Source organism: Acidovorax sp. FG27, from assembly GCF_040365715.1.
GTDB lineage: Bacteria > Pseudomonadota > Gammaproteobacteria > Burkholderiales > Burkholderiaceae_C > Paracidovorax.
In genome coordinates this window covers 1212628-1228104 of record NZ_BAABVY010000009.1, presented here as the reverse complement: position 1 = coordinate 1228104, position 15477 = coordinate 1212628, and the positions used below count along the sequence as shown (strand labels likewise).

The following is a 15477-nucleotide window of genomic DNA, read 5'->3' as shown; positions in this document are numbered from 1 at the left end:
CTCCACATCGCTGGGGTTCGGCCGGTACGTTGCGATCTTCTGCGGCTTTGTCCGATGCCCATGTAGGACGAGGGCGCTGGGCGCACCACGGAGTGCTGCGGCTTGCGCGGGGGCGCGGTATCCGCCGACAGCGGCGCTACCCCGTGGGCACGACACTGGCGGAAAGCCCTGGGCCGTGCGTGTTGCGCGGCCTGGGCCCCGACTGGAAAAGCCCGTCCCATGATCAGAATCAAACTGCAGGTGGATCTCGCCTACACCGTGAACGCTCCCGGTGGCGATTTCATTTTCAACTTCCACGCGGCCCACACCGGCCACCAGACCGTGCAGGACGAAACCCTGGTGGTGACGCAGGGCCGCGGCAACGGCACGCCGGCGGTGCCCACCCACCTGTCTACGGACCCGACCACCGGCACCCGTTGCCTGCGCCTGAGTGCGCAGCCCGGCCCGCTGAACGTGGCCTACGCCGCCACGGTGGACATGCACCACGCCGTCGCCGATCCGGCCCGCATCCCCGAGGTGCCGGTATCCCAGTTGCCCAACGAGACGCTGCAGTACCTCTATCCCAGCCGCTACTGCCAGTCCGACCAGCTGTCCACCCTTGCCTTCCGCGAATTCGGCCACCTCTGGCAGGGCTACAGCCGGGTGCAGGCGATCCGGGACTGGGTGCACGCCCATGTGGAGTTCCGCTCCAACACCTCGACCTCGACCACCTCGGCGCTCGACACGTTCGTGCAACGGGTGGGCGTCTGCCGCGACTTCGCACACCTCATGATCGCGCTGTGCCGGGCATTGAACATTCCCGCCCGCTTCGTGACCGGCACCGACTACGGCGCCGACCCGGCGCTGGGGCCACCGGATTTCCACGCGTACGTCGAGGCCTACCTGGGCGGCCGCTGGTACCTGTTCGACCCGTCGGGCACGGCCATTCCCATGGGCATGATCCGCATGGCCACCGGCCGGGACGCTGCCGACGTGGCCTTCGCCACCATCTTCGGCGATGTCGGCACCGAGGCGCCCAAGATCCGCGCCTGGGCGGTGCAGGATCCGTCGCGCGGGTTCGAGCTGCCGCACCATTCGTCGCTGGCGCTCTCCACCGACGGACCCGCACCCCAGCAAGGGCGACGCCAGGCGCAGTGACCTGTTTTCAGGTATGTTTTTGGCCTCCAGCGCTTATGGAATGAGCGCATGCAGCTATTAAAAAAATAGCAAGCGTCATCCGGCCTTGCGCAGCGTCAGGTTGACGCGCCACGGCCCGGTGAGCGCATGCGTGCCCTGCGCGACCGGCGCCACGCCGTGAAAGCGCAGCCGGTCCTCGCCTCCCCACACCACCACGTCGCCGTGCGCCAGCGGCACCCGGTGCACGGCGTTGCCGCGGGCATGGCCGCCCCAGAGAAAGGTGGCGGGCAGGCCCAGGGACACCGACACGATGGGCGCCGCCAGGTCCTGCTCGTCGCGGTCCTGGTGCAGCGACAGCCGCGTGCCGGGAGCGTAGCGGTTGATGAGGCAGGCATCCGGTGCGAAGCCGCCCTGGCCGGCAGCCGCTGCCGCCCGGCCCGCCAGCGCGGCGAACGCTTCGGGCAAGGGCAGCCAGGGGCGCCCCGTCGCAGGGTCGCAGGCTTCGTAGCGGTAGCCGCGCCGGTCGCTCACCCAGCCCAGGGCGCCCGCGTTCGTCGTGGCGACGCCCATGCGCCGGCCGCCCGGTGTTTCCATGTGGCGCCAGGGCGCCGCCAGCGCGGCCTGCTCGATGCCCTGGAACAGCTGGGGCACCACCGCGAGCGCGAATCCGCGCAGCAGCACGGCATCGCGGCCCAGTTCCAGGGTGGCGGGGATGTGGGGGTCGTTCGAGAACAGATCGGCGGTCATGGCGGAGGGTGGGGCGGGGGCGATGTCCGCGCCGCCCACGGGGCGACGGCGATGCGCCTACGATGCCAGTTTCGCAATCACCTTTCAGCCCATCCGCCATGACCGCTTCCACGCCTTCCCACCATGCACCTGCCCAGCGGCTGAAGGTTGACTTCGTTTCCGACGTCTCGTGCCCGTGGTGCATCATCGGCCTGAAGGCACTGGAGCAGGCGGCCGGGCGCCTGCAGGGCGAGGTGGCGCTCGACCTGCATTTCCAGCCGTTCGAGCTGAACCCGCAGATGGGCCCCGAGGGCCAGGACATCGGCGAGCACCTGCAGCAGAAGTACGGTGCCACGCCCGAGCAGTCGCAGCGCAACCGCGACGCCATCGCCGAGCGGGGCGCGGCGCTCGGCTTTGTATTCCGCATGGATCAGCGCAGCCGCATCTACAACACCTTCGACGCGCACCGGCTGCTGCACTGGGCGGGCGAGGAGGGCGCTGCCGGCGCGCAAGCCGCGCTCAAGCACGCGCTCTTCACCGCCTATTTCACCGAGGGCCTGAACCCCGGCGACCACGGCGTGCTGCTGGGCGCGGCGGCCGACGCGGGGCTGGACGTGGACAGGGCGCGGTCGGTGCTCGCGTCTGGCGAGTTCGCCGACGCGGTGCGGGAGCGCGAGGCGTTCTATCAGCAGCACGGCATCCACTCGGTGCCGGCCATCATCGTCAACGACCGCCACCTGATCCAGGGCGGCCAGCCGGTGGAAGTGTTCGAGCAGGCGCTACGGCAGATCGCCGCGCAGGGGTGAGCCAGGCCCGCACGTGCAGCTTCGCGGGGCCGATACCATCGATGCGTGATGGCGCACACTTGGGTGCCTGCCGGGGCGTATGCGGGGGTGGCCCGCCGCTCCCCCGGTGCACGCGGAGATTCTCCACGCTGACCTTGGAATGGGGAGACAGACGATGAACGCAGCCACTACCGAAGAGCCAGGGCGATGCCTTTGCGGCGCCGTCCGATTCCGCGCGACGATCGGCGCCCGGGAAATGGGCGCCTGCCATTGCTCGATGTGCCGCCGCTGGTCGGGCGGCGTGTTCCTGGCGGTGGAGTGCCAGGGCGTGTCCGTCGAGGACTCGGAGCACCTGGGCGTGTACTCCTCTTCCCAGTGGGGAGAGCGGTGCTTCTGCAAGCAGTGCGGCAGCACGCTCTTCTGGCGTTCGAAGGACGGTGCGCACCATGCCGTCTCGGTGCAGGCCTTCGAAGACCCCTCGACCTTCGCGCTCGTATCCCAGATCTTCGTCGATGAAAAGCCCGCCAGCTATTCGTTTGCCGAGGCGACCAGGGACATGACCGGTCCTGAATTCATGGCGATGATCGCCTCGGCCGGGCCCTGAACCGCCGGCCGTTCCGGCAGACCCTTATTTGCCCACCGGGATCGGCGTGGCCCGGTCCACCGGCACGGCGGTGACGCTGTTCTGCGGCGAGCCGTCGATCAGCCGGTCGGAATAGCTCAGGTAGATCAGCGTGTTGCGCGTCGAATCCACCATGCGCACCACGCGCAGCCGCTTGAACAGGATGGACGTGCGCTCGCTGAACACTTCTTCCTGCTTTTTGAGCGGTGCCTTGGCGAAGGTGATCGGGCCGGTCTGGCGGCAGGCGATGGAGGCTTCGGACTTGTCTTCGGCCAGGCCGAGCGAGCCCTTGATGCCGCCGGTGCGGGCGCGCGAGACATAACACGTCACGCCCTGTACCGCGGGGTCGTCGTAGGCCTCGACGATGATGTCGTGGTCGCGGCCGAGCAGCTTGAAGGCCGTGTCCACGGTGCCGATGGTTTCTGCCGCTGCCTGCGCCGACAGCGCGGCGCCGGCCAGCGCCAGCAGCACGCCGATGCGCCGTGCCTTGTGGAATGGGTGGGTGTTCATGGTGGTCCGGGGTGTCATGCGGGCTGCCGGCCTGTCAGGCTGCGGAGGGCGGCGCTTCCGCGCAGCGGCGGGCCAGGTGGGCCAGGGCTTCTTCCACCTGGTCCACCAGCACCAGGCACAGGTCGCCCGGCTGCAGGCGGTCCAGCGCGGTGTCGATGGCGATGAATTCGCCGCGGATCTCTTCCACGTGCTTCGTGCGCGCCGCGCCGGCCAGGCCTTCTCGCAGCAGCGCCATCACTTCGCCGTCGGCACGGCCGCGCTGCGCGGCGTCCTGGTACAGCAGCACGTCGTCGAACGCCTGGCCCAGGATGGCGGTCTGCTCGCGGATGTCTTCGTCGCGCCGGTCGCCGGCGCCGCTGATGACCACGCTGCGGCGCTGGGCGGGCAGTGCCTCCACGGCCTGCACCAGGGCGCGCATGGCGTCGGGGTTGTGGCCGTAGTCGGCGATGACGGTGGCGCCGCGGAAGTCCATGATGTTGAATCGCCCGGGGGCGTTGTCGCTGTCGTTCACGAAGCCCGACAGTCCGCGGCGGATGGTCTGCCAGGGCAGGTTCACGCCCCAGGCGGCGGCCACGGCGGCCATCACGTTCTCGACCTGGAAGCCCAGCTTGCCGCCCTGCGTGATCGGCACGTCGCGCAGGTGGATGGTCTCGCGCCACGAGCCTTCGGCCGCCACGATGGAGTCGCCGTCGACATACACCGAGCGGTGTCCTTGGGCGCGGTGCGTGGCCATCACCGGGTGGTGGCGGTCGCTGGCGAAGTAGATCACCTTGGCGGTGGTGGCCGAGGCCATGGCCGCGACCACCGGGTCGGTGGCGTTGAGCACGGCATAGCCCTCGGGCGCGACGTTCTGCACGATCACGCGCTTGACCAGGGCCAGGTCCTCCACCGTGTTGATGTAGTTCATGCCGAGGTGGTCGCCGGCGCCGATGTTGGTCACCACGGCCACCGAGCAGCGGTCGAAGCCCAGCCCCTCGCGCAGGATGCCGCCGCGTGCTGTCTCGAACACGGCCGCGTCCACCTCGGGGTGCAGCAGCACGTTGCGGGCGCTCTTGGGGCCCGAGCAGTCGCCGGAGTCGATCTGGTGGCCATTCACGTACACGCCGTCGGTGTTGGTCATGCCCACGCGCAGGCCCTGGGCCGAGAACAGGTGGGCGATCAGGCGTGCCGTGGTGGTCTTGCCATTGGTGCCGGTGATGGCCACGGTCGGAATGCGGCCGTCCTGGCCGTGCGCGTAGAGCTTGTCCACCATGGCCTGGCCCACGTTGCGCGGCTTGCCGTAGCTGGGCGTCAGATGCATGCGCAGGCCGGGGGCGGCGTTGACCTCGACGAAGCCACCGCCTTGCGTCTCCAGCGGCTGCAGCACGGTTTCGGCCACCATGTCCACGCCGCAGATGTGCAGGCCGACCATCTGGGCGGCCGCGATGGCGCGGGCCGCCACGTCGGGGTGCACGTCGTCGGTCACGTCGGTGGCGGTGCCGCCGGTGGACAGGTTGGCGTTGTTGCGCAGGATGACGCGCTGGCCCTTGGCCGGGATCGATTCGGGCGTCAGGCCCTGCATGGCCAGGCGTGCGACGGCGATGTCGTCCAGCCGGATCTTGGTGAGCGAGGTGGCATGGCCTTCGCCCCGGCGCGGGTCGAGATTGACCAGGTGCACCAGGTCGCGCACCGACCGCTCGCCGTCGCCCAGCACCTGGGGCGGCTCGCGGCGGGCGGCGGCCACCAGCTGGTCGCCCACCACCAGCAGGCGGAAGTCGTGGCCGGGCAGGAAGCGCTCGACCATCACCGTGCCGTATTCGGCGGCGGTGCGGAAGGCTTCATCCAGCTGCGCGCGGTCGGTGATGTTCACCGTCACGCCCTTGCCCTGGTTGCCGTCCTGCGGCTTGACGACCACCGGCAGGCCCACCTTCAGCGCCACGGCCCAGGCCTCGTCGGGCGTGTCCACCGGCGCGCCCAGCGGCACGGGCACGCCGGCCGCGTGCAGCAGGCGCTTGGTGAGGTCCTTGTCCTGCGCGATGGATTCGGCCACGGCGCTGGTGGAGTCGATCTCCGCCGCCTGGATGCGGCGCTGCTTGGAGCCCCAGCCCAGCTGCACCAGGCTGCCGCGCGTGAGGCGCCGGTACGGAATGCCCCGGGCCACGGCCGCATCGACGATGGAGCCGGTGCTAGGGCCCAGGCGCTCGTCCTCGTCCAGCTCGCGCAGGCGGGCCACGGCGGCGTCGGCGTCGAAATGGCTGCCGGCCAGCGCGGCGGCGATCAGCGCCTGGGCGTCCTCGAAGGCCTGGCGGCCCACCGCTTCCTCGCTGTATTCGACGACGACCTGGTAGACACCCGCGTCGGTGGTGGCGGTGGTGCGGCTGAAGCTCACCGGGCAGCCGGCCTGCGCCTGCAGCGCCAGCGCGGCGGCCTGCAGCACGTGCGCCAGGGAGATGTCGGCATCGGTGTTCTCGGCATGCAGCGCGCCCACGGCCGGGAACAGCGCCCGCAGGCGGCTCTCGAAGCCGGCGATCTGGTGCATGGCGCGCTCGTTCTCGGCGCAGGTCACGATGGCCTCGATGGAGGTGTGGCGGCTCCAGAGGTTGGGGCCGCGCAGGGCCCGGGTGCGGGATACGTCCATGACGAATCGGTCTTTCTTGGGTTCGATCGTGGTCGAAAAATCGAAGGGGATGCGGGCGCCGGGCGCTCAGCGGGTGGACGCCGTGGCGGCGCAGGGGGTCTCGGGCTCGAAGGTCTTGATGCCCGCGCCGATCAGATCGGGCGCGATGTCCATCGCCCAGGCGGTCGCGACGATGGCCAGCAGCGTATCGGTGTCGGTCGGCACTGCGTTGCGGCCGAAGGTCAGGTCGGCCACCGCGCCCAGCGCGTGCTCGGCCGTGCCGGTGGCCAGCACCACCTGGCCGTTCTTCACGAACACGGCGCGGCCGGCGCTGTCGGCGCGGTGGGCGGCCAGCGCGGGCAGCGTGCCGTCCTGCGCATAGAGCACCACGCTGCCGTCGCAGAGTTCGGCCAGTTCCAGCACCTGCGGCTCGGCGGCGTTCAGCACCGCGGCGCCGCCGGGCAGCACCACGTCCACCTGCGTGCGCAGCACCTTGTACATCTGCGACTGCTCGTGCACGTCGAATTCGGCGAGGCTGGCCAGGCCGTCCATGTCGGTCACCACACCCACCTGGCAGCGGTCGTAAGCCAGGCCGTCGCGCAGGATGGTGCGGGCGTCGTTCTCGATCACGGCGGCCTGCACCATCTGGTTCATCAGCAGGCGGTGGGCGGCTTCCCAGTGGGCGCTGTCGCCGGTGTCCACGCAGCGGCGGTCCAGGTAGAGGCCCTCGCGGCAGGCCAGGCCCGTGTGGTGGCCGCCCAGGTGCATCAGCCAGGCGACCACGCGGGCAATGGTGCTCGTGCCGCGCGTGCCGGCCACGCCCACCAGGGGAATGCGGCCGGCGCTCTGGCGGCCGTCGTCGGCCTCGGCCGAAGGGAACAGGTGTTCGGCGATGGCCTGGCCCACGGGCCGTGGCGCGCCGATGGCGGGCTTCAGGTGCATCAGCAGGCCCGGGCCGGCGTTCACCTCGACGATGGCGCCGTTCTGCTCGTGCAGCGGGCGGGAGATGTCGGTCGCCACCATGTCGATGCCGGCGATGTCCAGCCCGACCACGCGGGCCGCCAGCTGGGCGATGTAGGCGACCTCGGGGTGCACGTCGTCGGTGCAGTCCACCGCCACGTTGCCGTTGCGCTGCACCACGATCTGGCGGCCGGCGGCGGGCACGGAGTCGGCGGCGAGGTCCTGGCGCTTGAGCTCGAGCTGCACCTTGGCGTCGCTCGCCACGTCGATGATCTCGAGCGGATACTCTTCCTCGTAGCCGCGCCGGGGGTCGGAATTGAGCTGGCTGTCGATGAGTTCGCGCACGGTGGAGCGGCCGTTGCCGGTGATGCTCACCACCTCGCCGCGCGCCACCGCCACCACCTTGCCGCCCACCACCAGCACGCGGTGCTCGTCGCCGGGGATGAAGCGCTCGACCATCACGTCGCTGCCCTCGGGGTAGGCGACGTGGTAGGCGGCCTCGATGTCTTCCTTCTTGCGCAGGTCCAGCGTCACGCCGCGGCCGTGGTTGCCGTCGGAGGGCTTGACCACCACCGGCAGGCCGATGTCCTCGGCTGCTTCCCAGGCTTCCTCGGGGCTGTTCACCACGCGGCCCTCAGGCACCGGCACGCCGCACGAGCGCAGCAGGCTCTTGGTGAGGTCCTTGTCGCTGGCGATGCCCTCGGCGATGGCGCTGGTGAGTTCGCTCTCGGCCGTCCAGATGCGGCGCTGCGCGGCGCCGTAGCCCAGCTGCACCAGGTTGCCGTCGTTCAGGCGGATGTGCGGAATGCCGCGGTCGGTGGCGGCCGAGACGATGCAGGCCGTGCTGGGGCCGAGGTACTGGTCGTCCACCTCGGTGCGCACCCGCGCCACGGCGGCGGCCACGTCGAAGGGCGTGTCGTTGATGGCCGCCATGATGAGCTGGTGGCCCTGCTCCAGGGCCACCCGGGCCACGCGCTCGTCGCGCGCCCGGAACACCATGCGGTAGACGCCCGTCTGGCTGGTCGAGCGCGTCTGGCCGAAGCCGGTGGGCATGCCCGCCAGGTTCAGCAGCTCGATCACGATGTGCTCCAGCACGTGGCCGCACCAGGTGCCGCCCTCCAGCCGCTCCAGGAAGCCACCGCGCTCGCCCACGCCGCAGTGGTGCTCGATCAGCGCCGGCAGCCAGGCCGTCAGCCGCTGGTTGAAGCCGGGCAGGGTGTTGGACGGGTGTTCCTCCAGGGCGCCCAGGTCGAGCCAGACCTCGAGCACGGGACGATACGTCCAGATGTTGGGGCCGCGCAGGTAGTTGATGCGCAGCAGTTGGATGTCATTGAAGGTCGCCATGGATTGCAGCGGATTGGAATGCGGAGGGGCCCTGCGGCAGGGCCGGCGGAAGGAAGGGCCGACGACTGGATTGTGCGCCGAGTCGGGGCGCCATTCCCCAGCTCTGTCAGCGCGTTGTAGGACGGGCGCGTTAGGCAGTGATCCTGATGGCGCCGCCAGCGGGCGTCCTGAGACAATCGGATACAGGCCCTCTGGCCGAGACGACGCGCCGGCGGGAGCGCAGGAAACCAACACAATGCAGCAACATCACCATCCTGTGGACGCCTCGGGTGTCATGACGGGCCCCGTGGGGGCCGAACTGCGAGCCAGGCTCGCGCCTTCAGAAAACGTGCTCGCCGAGCTGGAGGTTGACCTGAGCGATACCTTGCGCTTCGAGCCGGGCCTGCTGCTGCTGACCCATGCCCGCCTTATGGCGCAGGACGCGCACGGCGCCCAGCAGGAATGGCCGCTCGAATCCGGCATGGCGCTGCGCCTGATCGACCATGCCGGCGTCGGCACGCTGGAGCTGCAGGGCAGCGGCCGGCGCCTGGCGCTCTGGCGCTTCACGCTGGGCGCGCACACCGCCGCGCTGCGGCTGGTGCAGGCGTTCGAGCGGCAACTGGCCCGCGTGGCGCTGCCGGCGGGCTCCGCCGCCGGACCGCAGGAAGAGGAAGAAACGCTCTGCCAGGACTGCGGCGCGCCGCTGCCGCCCGACACCGAGGAATGCCCGGCCTGCGCCCGTTCGCCCGCGCCGCAGACGTCCACCTGGGTGCTGCTGCGCCTCTGGCGATTCGCGCGGCCCTATCGCAAGCAGCTGGCGGCGGGCTTCGCGCTCACGGTGGCCTCCACCGCGGCCACGTTGGTGCCGCCCTACATGACCATTCCGCTGGTGGACGACATCCTCATTCCCTATCAGAACGGCCAGGCCATTCCGGTCACGCTGGTGGCGATGTACCTGGGCGGCCTGCTGGGCGCCGCGCTGCTGGCCTGGGGCCTGGGCTGGGCGCGCACCTACACGCTGGCGCTGGTGTCCGAGCGCATCGGCGCCGACCTGCGCACCACCACCTACGAGCACTTGCTCAAGTTGTCGCTCGACTACTTCGGCGGCAAGCGCACGGGCGACCTGATGGCCCGCATCGGCTCCGAGACCGACCGCATCAACGTCTTCCTGTCGCTGCACGCGCTCGACTTCGTCAACGACGTGCTGATGATCCTGATGACGGCGGCCATCCTGTTTTCCATCAACCCCTGGTTGGCCCTCGTCACCCTGGTGCCGCTGCCCTTCATCGCCTGGCTGATCCACAACGTGCGCGACCGGCTGCGCACCGGCTTCGAGAAGATCGACCGCGTCTGGTCCGAGGTGACCAACGTGCTGGCCGACACCATCCCCGGCATCCGCGTGGTCAAGGCCTTCGCCCAGGAAAAGCGCGAGGCGCAACGCTTTCGCGACGCCAACCAGCACAACCTGGAGGTGAACGACCGCCTGAACCGTACCTGGTCGCTGTTCACCCCCACCGTGTCGCTGATGACCGAGATCGGCCTCCTGGTGGTCTGGGGCTTCGGCATCTGGCTGGTGGCGCACAACCAGATCACCGTCGGCGTGCTGACGGCCTTCATCGCCTACATCGGGCGCTTCTACACCCGGCTCGACTCGATGAGCCGCATCGTTTCGGTCACGCAGAAGGCGGCGGCCGGCGCCAAGCGCATCTTCGACATCCTGGACCACGTCAGCAACGTGCCCGATCCGGTGCAGCCCGCCCGGCTGGAGAAGGTGCGGGGCGCGCTCACCCTGCGCAACGTGGGCTTCCGCTATGGCAGCCGCTCGGTCATCAAGGGGCTGAACCTGGACATCCGCCCGGGCGAGATGATCGGCCTGGTGGGCCACAGCGGCTCGGGCAAGAGCACGCTGGTCAACCTGATCAGCCGGTTCTACGACGTGAGCGAGGGCTCCATCCTGGTCGACGGGGTGGACCTGCGCCGCCTGCGGGTGGCCGACTACCGCAGCCACATCGGCCTGGTGCTGCAGGAGCCGTTCCTCTTCTTCGGCACCATCGCCGAGAACATCGCCTATGGCAAGCCCAGCGCCACGCGGGCCGAGATCATCGCCGCCGCCCGCGCCGCGCATGCGCACGAATTCATCCTGCGGCTGCCGCACGGCTACGACTCGCTGGTGGGAGAGCGCGGGCAGGGGCTGTCGGGCGGCGAGCGCCAGCGCATCAGCATCGCCCGTGCGCTCTTGATCGACCCGCGCATCCTGATCCTGGACGAAGCCACCTCGGCCGTGGACACGGAGACCGAGAAGGAGATCCAGCGGGCGCTGGACAACCTGGTGCAGGGCCGCACCACCATCGCCATCGCCCACCGCCTGTCCACGCTGCGCAAGGCCGACCGGCTGGTGGTGATGGACCGGGGCGAGGTGGTGGAGGTCGGACCGCACGATGAACTGATGGCCAAGGAAGGCGCCTACTGGCGGCTCTATGAAGCCCAGGCCCGCCGCGCCGAGGAAGACGCCCAGGCCGCCGGCGTGGTGATCGTGGAAAGCGGGCTGCTGCATCCGGCGCACCCCGCCGGACAGTCCTGAGCCCTGCCTCCCACGAACCGAAAGCAGCTCCATGACGAACCCACCCAACTCCCTTCCCGACGCGGCGCCGAACTTCACGCTGCGGCGCAACGACTACGGCCGCCTGGTGCTCCGCCTGCCGGATGGCTCCGAGCATGCCGGCGTCGTGCCCGTGCGGGCCTTCCCCATCGCCGCGCCCGACGAGGGCGTGTCGCTGGTCGGGCTGGATGGCCACGAGCGCATCTGGATCGCCCGGCTCGACGCCCTGCCGCCCGCTCAGCGCCAGCTGATCGACGAAGAACTGGCCTCGCGCGAGTTCGTGCCCATCATCCAGGGCATCACGGCGGTGTCCAGCTTTTCCACGCCCAGCACCTGGACGGTGAAGACCGACCGGGGCGAGGCACGCCTCGTGCTGAAGGCGGAAGACGACATCCGCCGCCTGGGCGTGCGCACCTCGCTGCTGATCGCCTCCAGCGACGGCGTGCAGTTTCGCGTGCCCGACGTGACGGCGCTCGACCGCGCCTCGCGGCGCCTGCTGGAGCGGTTTTTGTAGCAGCCGGCGCAGGCAGGGCGTGGGCCGTGCCCCGATCCAAGGGTGCGGCGAGCCGATCGCGGCAGCGCCTCTCCATCGGCGAAAAGATAGGGGTAAACCCTTATTTTTCGTCTGAAAGGCAGAAAAGGGCTCAATTTCCCCTTTTGTTTGTCGTTATAGGGTACGACAAGGGGGTTACTCCGCCCGTGTCGCCGCTGCCATGTTGAGGAGCCCGCTGCCATGTCCATACCCTCTCTAGACCGATCGCCGAGCTGGCGCCCCCAGGGCGCCGACCTGTATCCCACCGGGGCTGCCGTCGCCATTCCGGCCGCGCGCGCCGGCGGCGGCAGCGCGCCCGCGCCGGTCGAGTCGGCCGACCGGCTGGGCGAGGGAGCGAAGATGCGCGACCCGGACAAGCCTTCTGCCGCGGCAGAGGCGACCAACCGGGACTGGACCGAGGTGAAAAAGGCCGAAAAGCCCAAGGAAGAAGAGCCGCCGAAGGAGCCCATCTCCAAGCTCCTGCTGGAATTCATCCAGTCGATGTGGCGTGCCAGCGGCAGCGCGGTGGAACTGGCGCAGGAGATCAACAAGGCGGCCCAGCAGGATCGGCAGGCCCAGCAGGAGCAGCAGACACCCCAGACGCCGCTCACCTATGCCGACCCGAAGGTCAAGCGCACCAGCGGGCTGTGAGCGCTTTTCACCGCACGGCGGCTGGTTGATCTGCTATCTAAATAATAGCTATATACCCTTGATGGGTGGGCGCTGGAGCCTGATTCGGCTCTGATCGTTGCATCAGGGCCTGGCCGATGGGGCAGCGGCCGCCGCCTTGGCCCGGTCCCGCTCGGCGCGGTACTTCACGGCGAAAGCGCGCACCTCGTCCAGCGTCACGAAGCCATCGCGGTTGGTGTCGGCGGCGTCGAAGGCCCCGGCCAGGCGTGGCATCAGGGCCACTTCCTGGCGGCTGAGCTTGCCGTCGCCGTTGAAGTCCAGCATCTTGAATTCGCGAATCGCCTTGGCCTCGCCCTTGCTCATGGGGGCGCTGGCCGACGCCGCTGGCGTGGGAGCGGCGGCGGTGGTGGGGCCCGCCGCACTGGCGGTGCCGGCGCTCCACGCCAATGCGACACCGACGCACGCCAGGAAGGCGGCGCGGATCCACGCGGCAACCGGAGCTGGAATCGATGGACGGCGGGCCGGCGCGGGGTGCAGGAATGAAGGCATCACCGTGGGACCTCCACCGGCGCCACCGGTTCCCGGCGCAGTGGATTGGAAATACCGGATCGCACATGGCCGGCGGGCACATGCCGCGCGGCCGAGTCCACGTGGCCGGTCTGGTCGTCGAAGAAGAAGTCGGGTTCGAACTCCCGCAGGAACGGGCCTTTCTCCAGGCCGCCCAGGAACATGGCTTCATCCACCGCCAGGTTCCATTTCATCAGCGTGTTGATGGCGCGTTCGTGGGCCGGGGCGCTGCGGGCCGTGACCAGCGCGGTGCGCAGCCGCATGCCCGAGACGTCCGCCTGCTGCTGCAGCTGGTGCAGCGCCGCCAGCAGGGGCTTGAACGGCCCGCCCGACAGCGGCAGCGCCGCCTTGGTGATCTCGTGCGTCTGGAAGGCGGCCAGTCCCTCGGCCTGGTAGACCCGCTCGGCCTCGTCGGAGAACAGCACGGCGTCGCCGTCGAAGGCGATGCGCAGTTCGTCCGGATAGTTCTCGCCGGCCGCCACCGACTGGGTCAGCACCCGCGCGGCGGGAAAGCCCAGCGCCAGCGCCTCGCTCACGTCGTCCTCGTTGGCCGACAGGAACAGGTGCGCGCCCAGCGGCCGCAGGTACTTGAACGGGTCGCGCCCCTGGGTGAACACGCCGCGCTCCAGCGGCAGGCCGGCGTCCTGCGCGGAATGGAAGATGCGCAGCGCGCTCACCGGGTCGTTGCGCGAGAGGATCACCACCTCGACCCGGCGCGCCTGCACTGTGTTGAAGGCGAGCAGCTTGCGCACCAGCGGAAAGGCCACGCCCGGCTTGGCCGGCACGTGCAGGCGTTCCTGCTGCAGTTGCATGTAGGGCAGCGGGTTCTTCGCGTCGAAGATGCGGTTCTCTTCCTCGAAGTCGAAGAGCGCCCGGGACGAGATGGCGACGACCAGCTTGTCGTTGAGGTGAAGGGCCATGGCGCTGGAGGCTGAAGGGGGATGCGGCGGGAGCCGGGTGGTTATTTGACGAACTGGTTGAGCTGGATGATCGGCATCAGCACCGCCAGCACGATCAGCATGACGACCAGGCCCATGGCCACGATCAGCAGCGGCTCCAGGATGGTCGCCAGCTGCATCGAGCGGCGCTGCACCTCGGCCGACAGCTGTATGGCCGCGCGCTGCAGCATCACCGGCAGCTGGCCCGTCTGCTCGCCCAGCCGCGCGAACATCGCCACCAGGCCGGGAAAGCGTTTCTTTTGCGCCAGCGCGGATGCGAGCGGCGCACCCTCGCGCACCAGCACCAGCGCATCCATGGCGTCGGCCCGCAGAGCGCGGTTGTTCAGCGTTTCGGCAGCGGCCTGCAGCGCCTTCAGGATGGGCACGCCCGCGCCCGCCAGCATGGCCAGCGTGCCCGCGAAGCGCGCCGCGTTGTAGCCGCGTGCCAGCCGGCCGACCACCGGCAGCGTGAGCCACCAGCCGTCGAACTTCTGGCGAAAAGCGGGCTGGGCCAAGGCGTAGCGGCCGCAGACTGATATCAAGATGAGAGCGCCCAGCATCGCCCAGCCGTAATGCCGCACGGCGTCGCTCACGGCCAGCATCGCCACCGTGAGGAAGGGAAGAGCCCGCTTGGTGCCGGCGAACACGCTGGCCACCTGCGGCACGACGTAGCCCACCAGGAACAGCACGATGACGATGGCCACCACCGTGACGATGGCCGGGTAGAGCGCCGCGCCGATCAGCTTGCCGCGCAGCGTCTGGCGCTCTTCCAGGTCGTCCGCCAGCCGCTCCAGCACCAGGCCCAGGCTGCCGCTGGATTCGCCCGCGCCCACCACGGCGCAATAGATGTCGGAAAACTCGCGCGGATGACCCGCCAGCGCCCGCGCGAAGGTCGAGCCGGCGTTGACCTCGGCCCGCAGCGCCGCGACCAGGTGCCGCTGTCGGTCGCCTTCCGCCTCGTCGGCCAGCGCAGTGAGTGCGCGCTCCAGCGGCAGGCCCGACGCCACCAGGCCCGAGAGCTGCCGCGTCCAGATCGCGAGACCCGCCGCATTGAACACGGGCCGGGTGAGCAGCCGCTCGCCCAGGCCGGGTACCGCACCGCCCTGCGCCTGGGCCGACGAGGCCAGCGGCTCGACGCCCAGCGGCACCAGCGCCTGCGCGCGCAGCAGGCTGCGGGCCGCCTTGGGCGAGTCGGCCTCGATGGTGCCCTTGCGGGGCTGGCCCTGGGCGTCGATCGCTTCGAAGGAAAAGGCAGGCATGCGGGCGTGGAAGGTAAGGAAAAGACGCCCCCTGGGTCCGGGCCCGAACGGTCGAAGGCCGTCGTCGCAAGCCGGAACGGGCCCGGGCCGGAGCCGGCGTCTGCGAGGGCGGAATACTCCGCCGCCGGCCCCTCGGCCAGCTCAGGCAGGCCGGCCGTGGTTCACCCGCATCGACGATTGCTTCAACTGACAGGCTTGGCCCCCAGGAGGTGGCGACCAGCCTGCGATGGTAGCCGCTGCCGTGGGCGCCGGCATGAAGGCCGTCGGGGCAATGGGCGTGCCCTCGGCGCCGGCACGGCCGGCATGCCGGATTG

The 15477-nt window shown here is 70.0% G+C and carries 13 protein-coding genes; 6 read left to right on the top strand and 7 right to left on the bottom strand.

All coding sequences use genetic code 11. The features are described 5' to 3' along the window. Positions 1-219: 219 nt before the first annotated feature. Complete coding sequence (locus tag ABWV53_RS12550) at positions 220-1137, top strand: transglutaminase-like domain-containing protein (RefSeq protein WP_353366327.1); 918 nt, start codon at positions 220-222, stop codon at positions 1135-1137. 75 nt (positions 1138-1212) lie between these two features. On the opposite strand, the gene alkB is transcribed toward ABWV53_RS12550, so the two are convergent. Next, positions 1213-1863, bottom strand: a complete 651-nt coding sequence (alkB, locus tag ABWV53_RS12545) for a DNA oxidative demethylase AlkB (RefSeq protein WP_353366325.1) — start codon at positions 1861-1863, stop codon at positions 1213-1215. 98 nt (positions 1864-1961) lie between these two features. On the opposite strand from alkB, the gene ABWV53_RS12540 reads away from it, so the two are divergent. After that, the gene (locus ABWV53_RS12540; RefSeq protein WP_353366323.1) at positions 1962-2648 is read left to right on the top strand and encodes a DsbA family oxidoreductase; all 687 of its coding nucleotides are present in this window, start codon (positions 1962-1964) and stop codon (positions 2646-2648) included. Positions 2649-2802: 154 nt separating this feature from the next. Then, a complete protein-coding gene (locus ABWV53_RS12535; protein WP_353366321.1) occupies positions 2803-3231 on the top strand; it encodes a GFA family protein in 429 nt (142 codons plus the stop codon). A gap of 24 nt (positions 3232-3255) precedes the next feature. Here the strand turns inward: ABWV53_RS12535 and ABWV53_RS12530 are convergent, their stop codons facing one another. The 3 genes from ABWV53_RS12530 to ABWV53_RS12520 all read right to left on the bottom strand — a co-directional run bounded on the left by ABWV53_RS12530 (position 3256) and on the right by ABWV53_RS12520 (position 8659). After that, positions 3256-3759, bottom strand: a complete 504-nt coding sequence (locus ABWV53_RS12530) for a CreA family protein (protein WP_353366319.1) — start codon at positions 3757-3759, stop codon at positions 3256-3258. Between the two features lie 34 nt (positions 3760-3793). Beyond that, a complete protein-coding gene (gene cphA / locus ABWV53_RS12525) occupies positions 3794-6376 on the bottom strand; it encodes a cyanophycin synthetase (RefSeq protein WP_353366317.1) in 2583 nt (860 codons plus the stop codon). A 66-nt stretch (positions 6377-6442) separates the two neighbouring features. Further along, complete coding sequence (locus ABWV53_RS12520) at positions 6443-8659, bottom strand: cyanophycin synthetase (RefSeq protein ID WP_353366315.1); 2217 nt, start codon at positions 8657-8659, stop codon at positions 6443-6445. A gap of 235 nt (positions 8660-8894) precedes the next feature. On the opposite strand from ABWV53_RS12520, the gene ABWV53_RS12515 reads away from it, so the two are divergent. The 3 genes from ABWV53_RS12515 to ABWV53_RS12505 all read left to right on the top strand — a co-directional run bounded on the left by ABWV53_RS12515 (position 8895) and on the right by ABWV53_RS12505 (position 12420). Further along, positions 8895-11219, top strand: coding sequence for a cyanophycin metabolism-associated ABC transporter (locus ABWV53_RS12515; RefSeq protein ID WP_353366313.1), 2325 nt, complete (start codon positions 8895-8897; stop codon positions 11217-11219). A 31-nt stretch (positions 11220-11250) separates the two neighbouring features. Next, complete coding sequence (locus tag ABWV53_RS12510; protein WP_353366311.1) at positions 11251-11751, top strand: cyanophycin metabolism-associated DUF1854 family protein; 501 nt, start codon at positions 11251-11253, stop codon at positions 11749-11751. Between the two features lie 219 nt (positions 11752-11970). Further along, complete coding sequence (locus ABWV53_RS12505; RefSeq protein WP_353366309.1) at positions 11971-12420, top strand: hypothetical protein; 450 nt, start codon at positions 11971-11973, stop codon at positions 12418-12420. Between the two features lie 102 nt (positions 12421-12522). Here ABWV53_RS12505 and ABWV53_RS12500 read toward each other — a convergent pair whose 3' ends face one another. Genes ABWV53_RS12500 through gspF form a run of 3 tightly spaced genes read right to left on the bottom strand, consistent with a single transcriptional unit; the run spans position 12523 to position 15163 of the window. Continuing rightward, the gene (locus ABWV53_RS12500; RefSeq protein ID WP_502903894.1) at positions 12523-12948 is read right to left on the bottom strand and encodes an EF-hand domain-containing protein; all 426 of its coding nucleotides are present in this window, start codon (positions 12946-12948) and stop codon (positions 12523-12525) included. Next, a complete protein-coding gene (locus tag ABWV53_RS12495) occupies positions 12948-13886 on the bottom strand; it encodes a 5'-nucleotidase (protein WP_353366305.1) in 939 nt (312 codons plus the stop codon). Before ABWV53_RS12495 ends, ABWV53_RS12500 begins: the two co-directional genes overlap by 1 nt. Positions 13887-13927: 41 nt before the next feature. Beyond that, positions 13928-15163, bottom strand: a complete 1236-nt coding sequence (gene gspF, locus ABWV53_RS12490) for a type II secretion system inner membrane protein GspF (RefSeq protein ID WP_353366303.1) — start codon at positions 15161-15163, stop codon at positions 13928-13930. Positions 15164-15477: the final 314 nt, after the last annotated feature.

Coding starts and splice junctions, on each gene's coding strand:
- ABWV53_RS12540 (WP_353366323.1), top strand. CDS start 1,962: ATGACCGCTTCCACGCCTTCCCACCATGCACCTGCCCAGCGGCTGAAG.
- ABWV53_RS12505 (WP_353366309.1), top strand. CDS start 11,971: ATGTCCATACCCTCTCTAGACCGATCGCCGAGCTGGCGCCCCCAGGGC.
- ABWV53_RS12550 (WP_353366327.1), top strand. CDS start 220: ATGATCAGAATCAAACTGCAGGTGGATCTCGCCTACACCGTGAACGCT.
- ABWV53_RS12520 (WP_353366315.1), bottom strand. CDS start 8,659: ATGGCGACCTTCAATGACATCCAACTGCTGCGCATCAACTACCTGCGC.
- ABWV53_RS12535 (WP_353366321.1), top strand. CDS start 2,803: ATGAACGCAGCCACTACCGAAGAGCCAGGGCGATGCCTTTGCGGCGCC.
- ABWV53_RS12510 (WP_353366311.1), top strand. CDS start 11,251: ATGACGAACCCACCCAACTCCCTTCCCGACGCGGCGCCGAACTTCACG.
- alkB (WP_353366325.1), bottom strand. CDS start 1,863: ATGACCGCCGATCTGTTCTCGAACGACCCCCACATCCCCGCCACCCTG.
- ABWV53_RS12515 (WP_353366313.1), top strand. CDS start 8,895: ATGCAGCAACATCACCATCCTGTGGACGCCTCGGGTGTCATGACGGGC.
- cphA (WP_353366317.1), bottom strand. CDS start 6,376: ATGGACGTATCCCGCACCCGGGCCCTGCGCGGCCCCAACCTCTGGAGC.
- ABWV53_RS12500 (WP_502903894.1), bottom strand. CDS start 12,948: ATGCCTTCATTCCTGCACCCCGCGCCGGCCCGCCGTCCATCGATTCCA.
- ABWV53_RS12530 (WP_353366319.1), bottom strand. CDS start 3,759: ATGAACACCCACCCATTCCACAAGGCACGGCGCATCGGCGTGCTGCTG.
- ABWV53_RS12495 (WP_353366305.1), bottom strand. CDS start 13,886: ATGGCCCTTCACCTCAACGACAAGCTGGTCGTCGCCATCTCGTCCCGG.
- gspF (WP_353366303.1), bottom strand. CDS start 15,163: ATGCCTGCCTTTTCCTTCGAAGCGATCGACGCCCAGGGCCAGCCCCGC.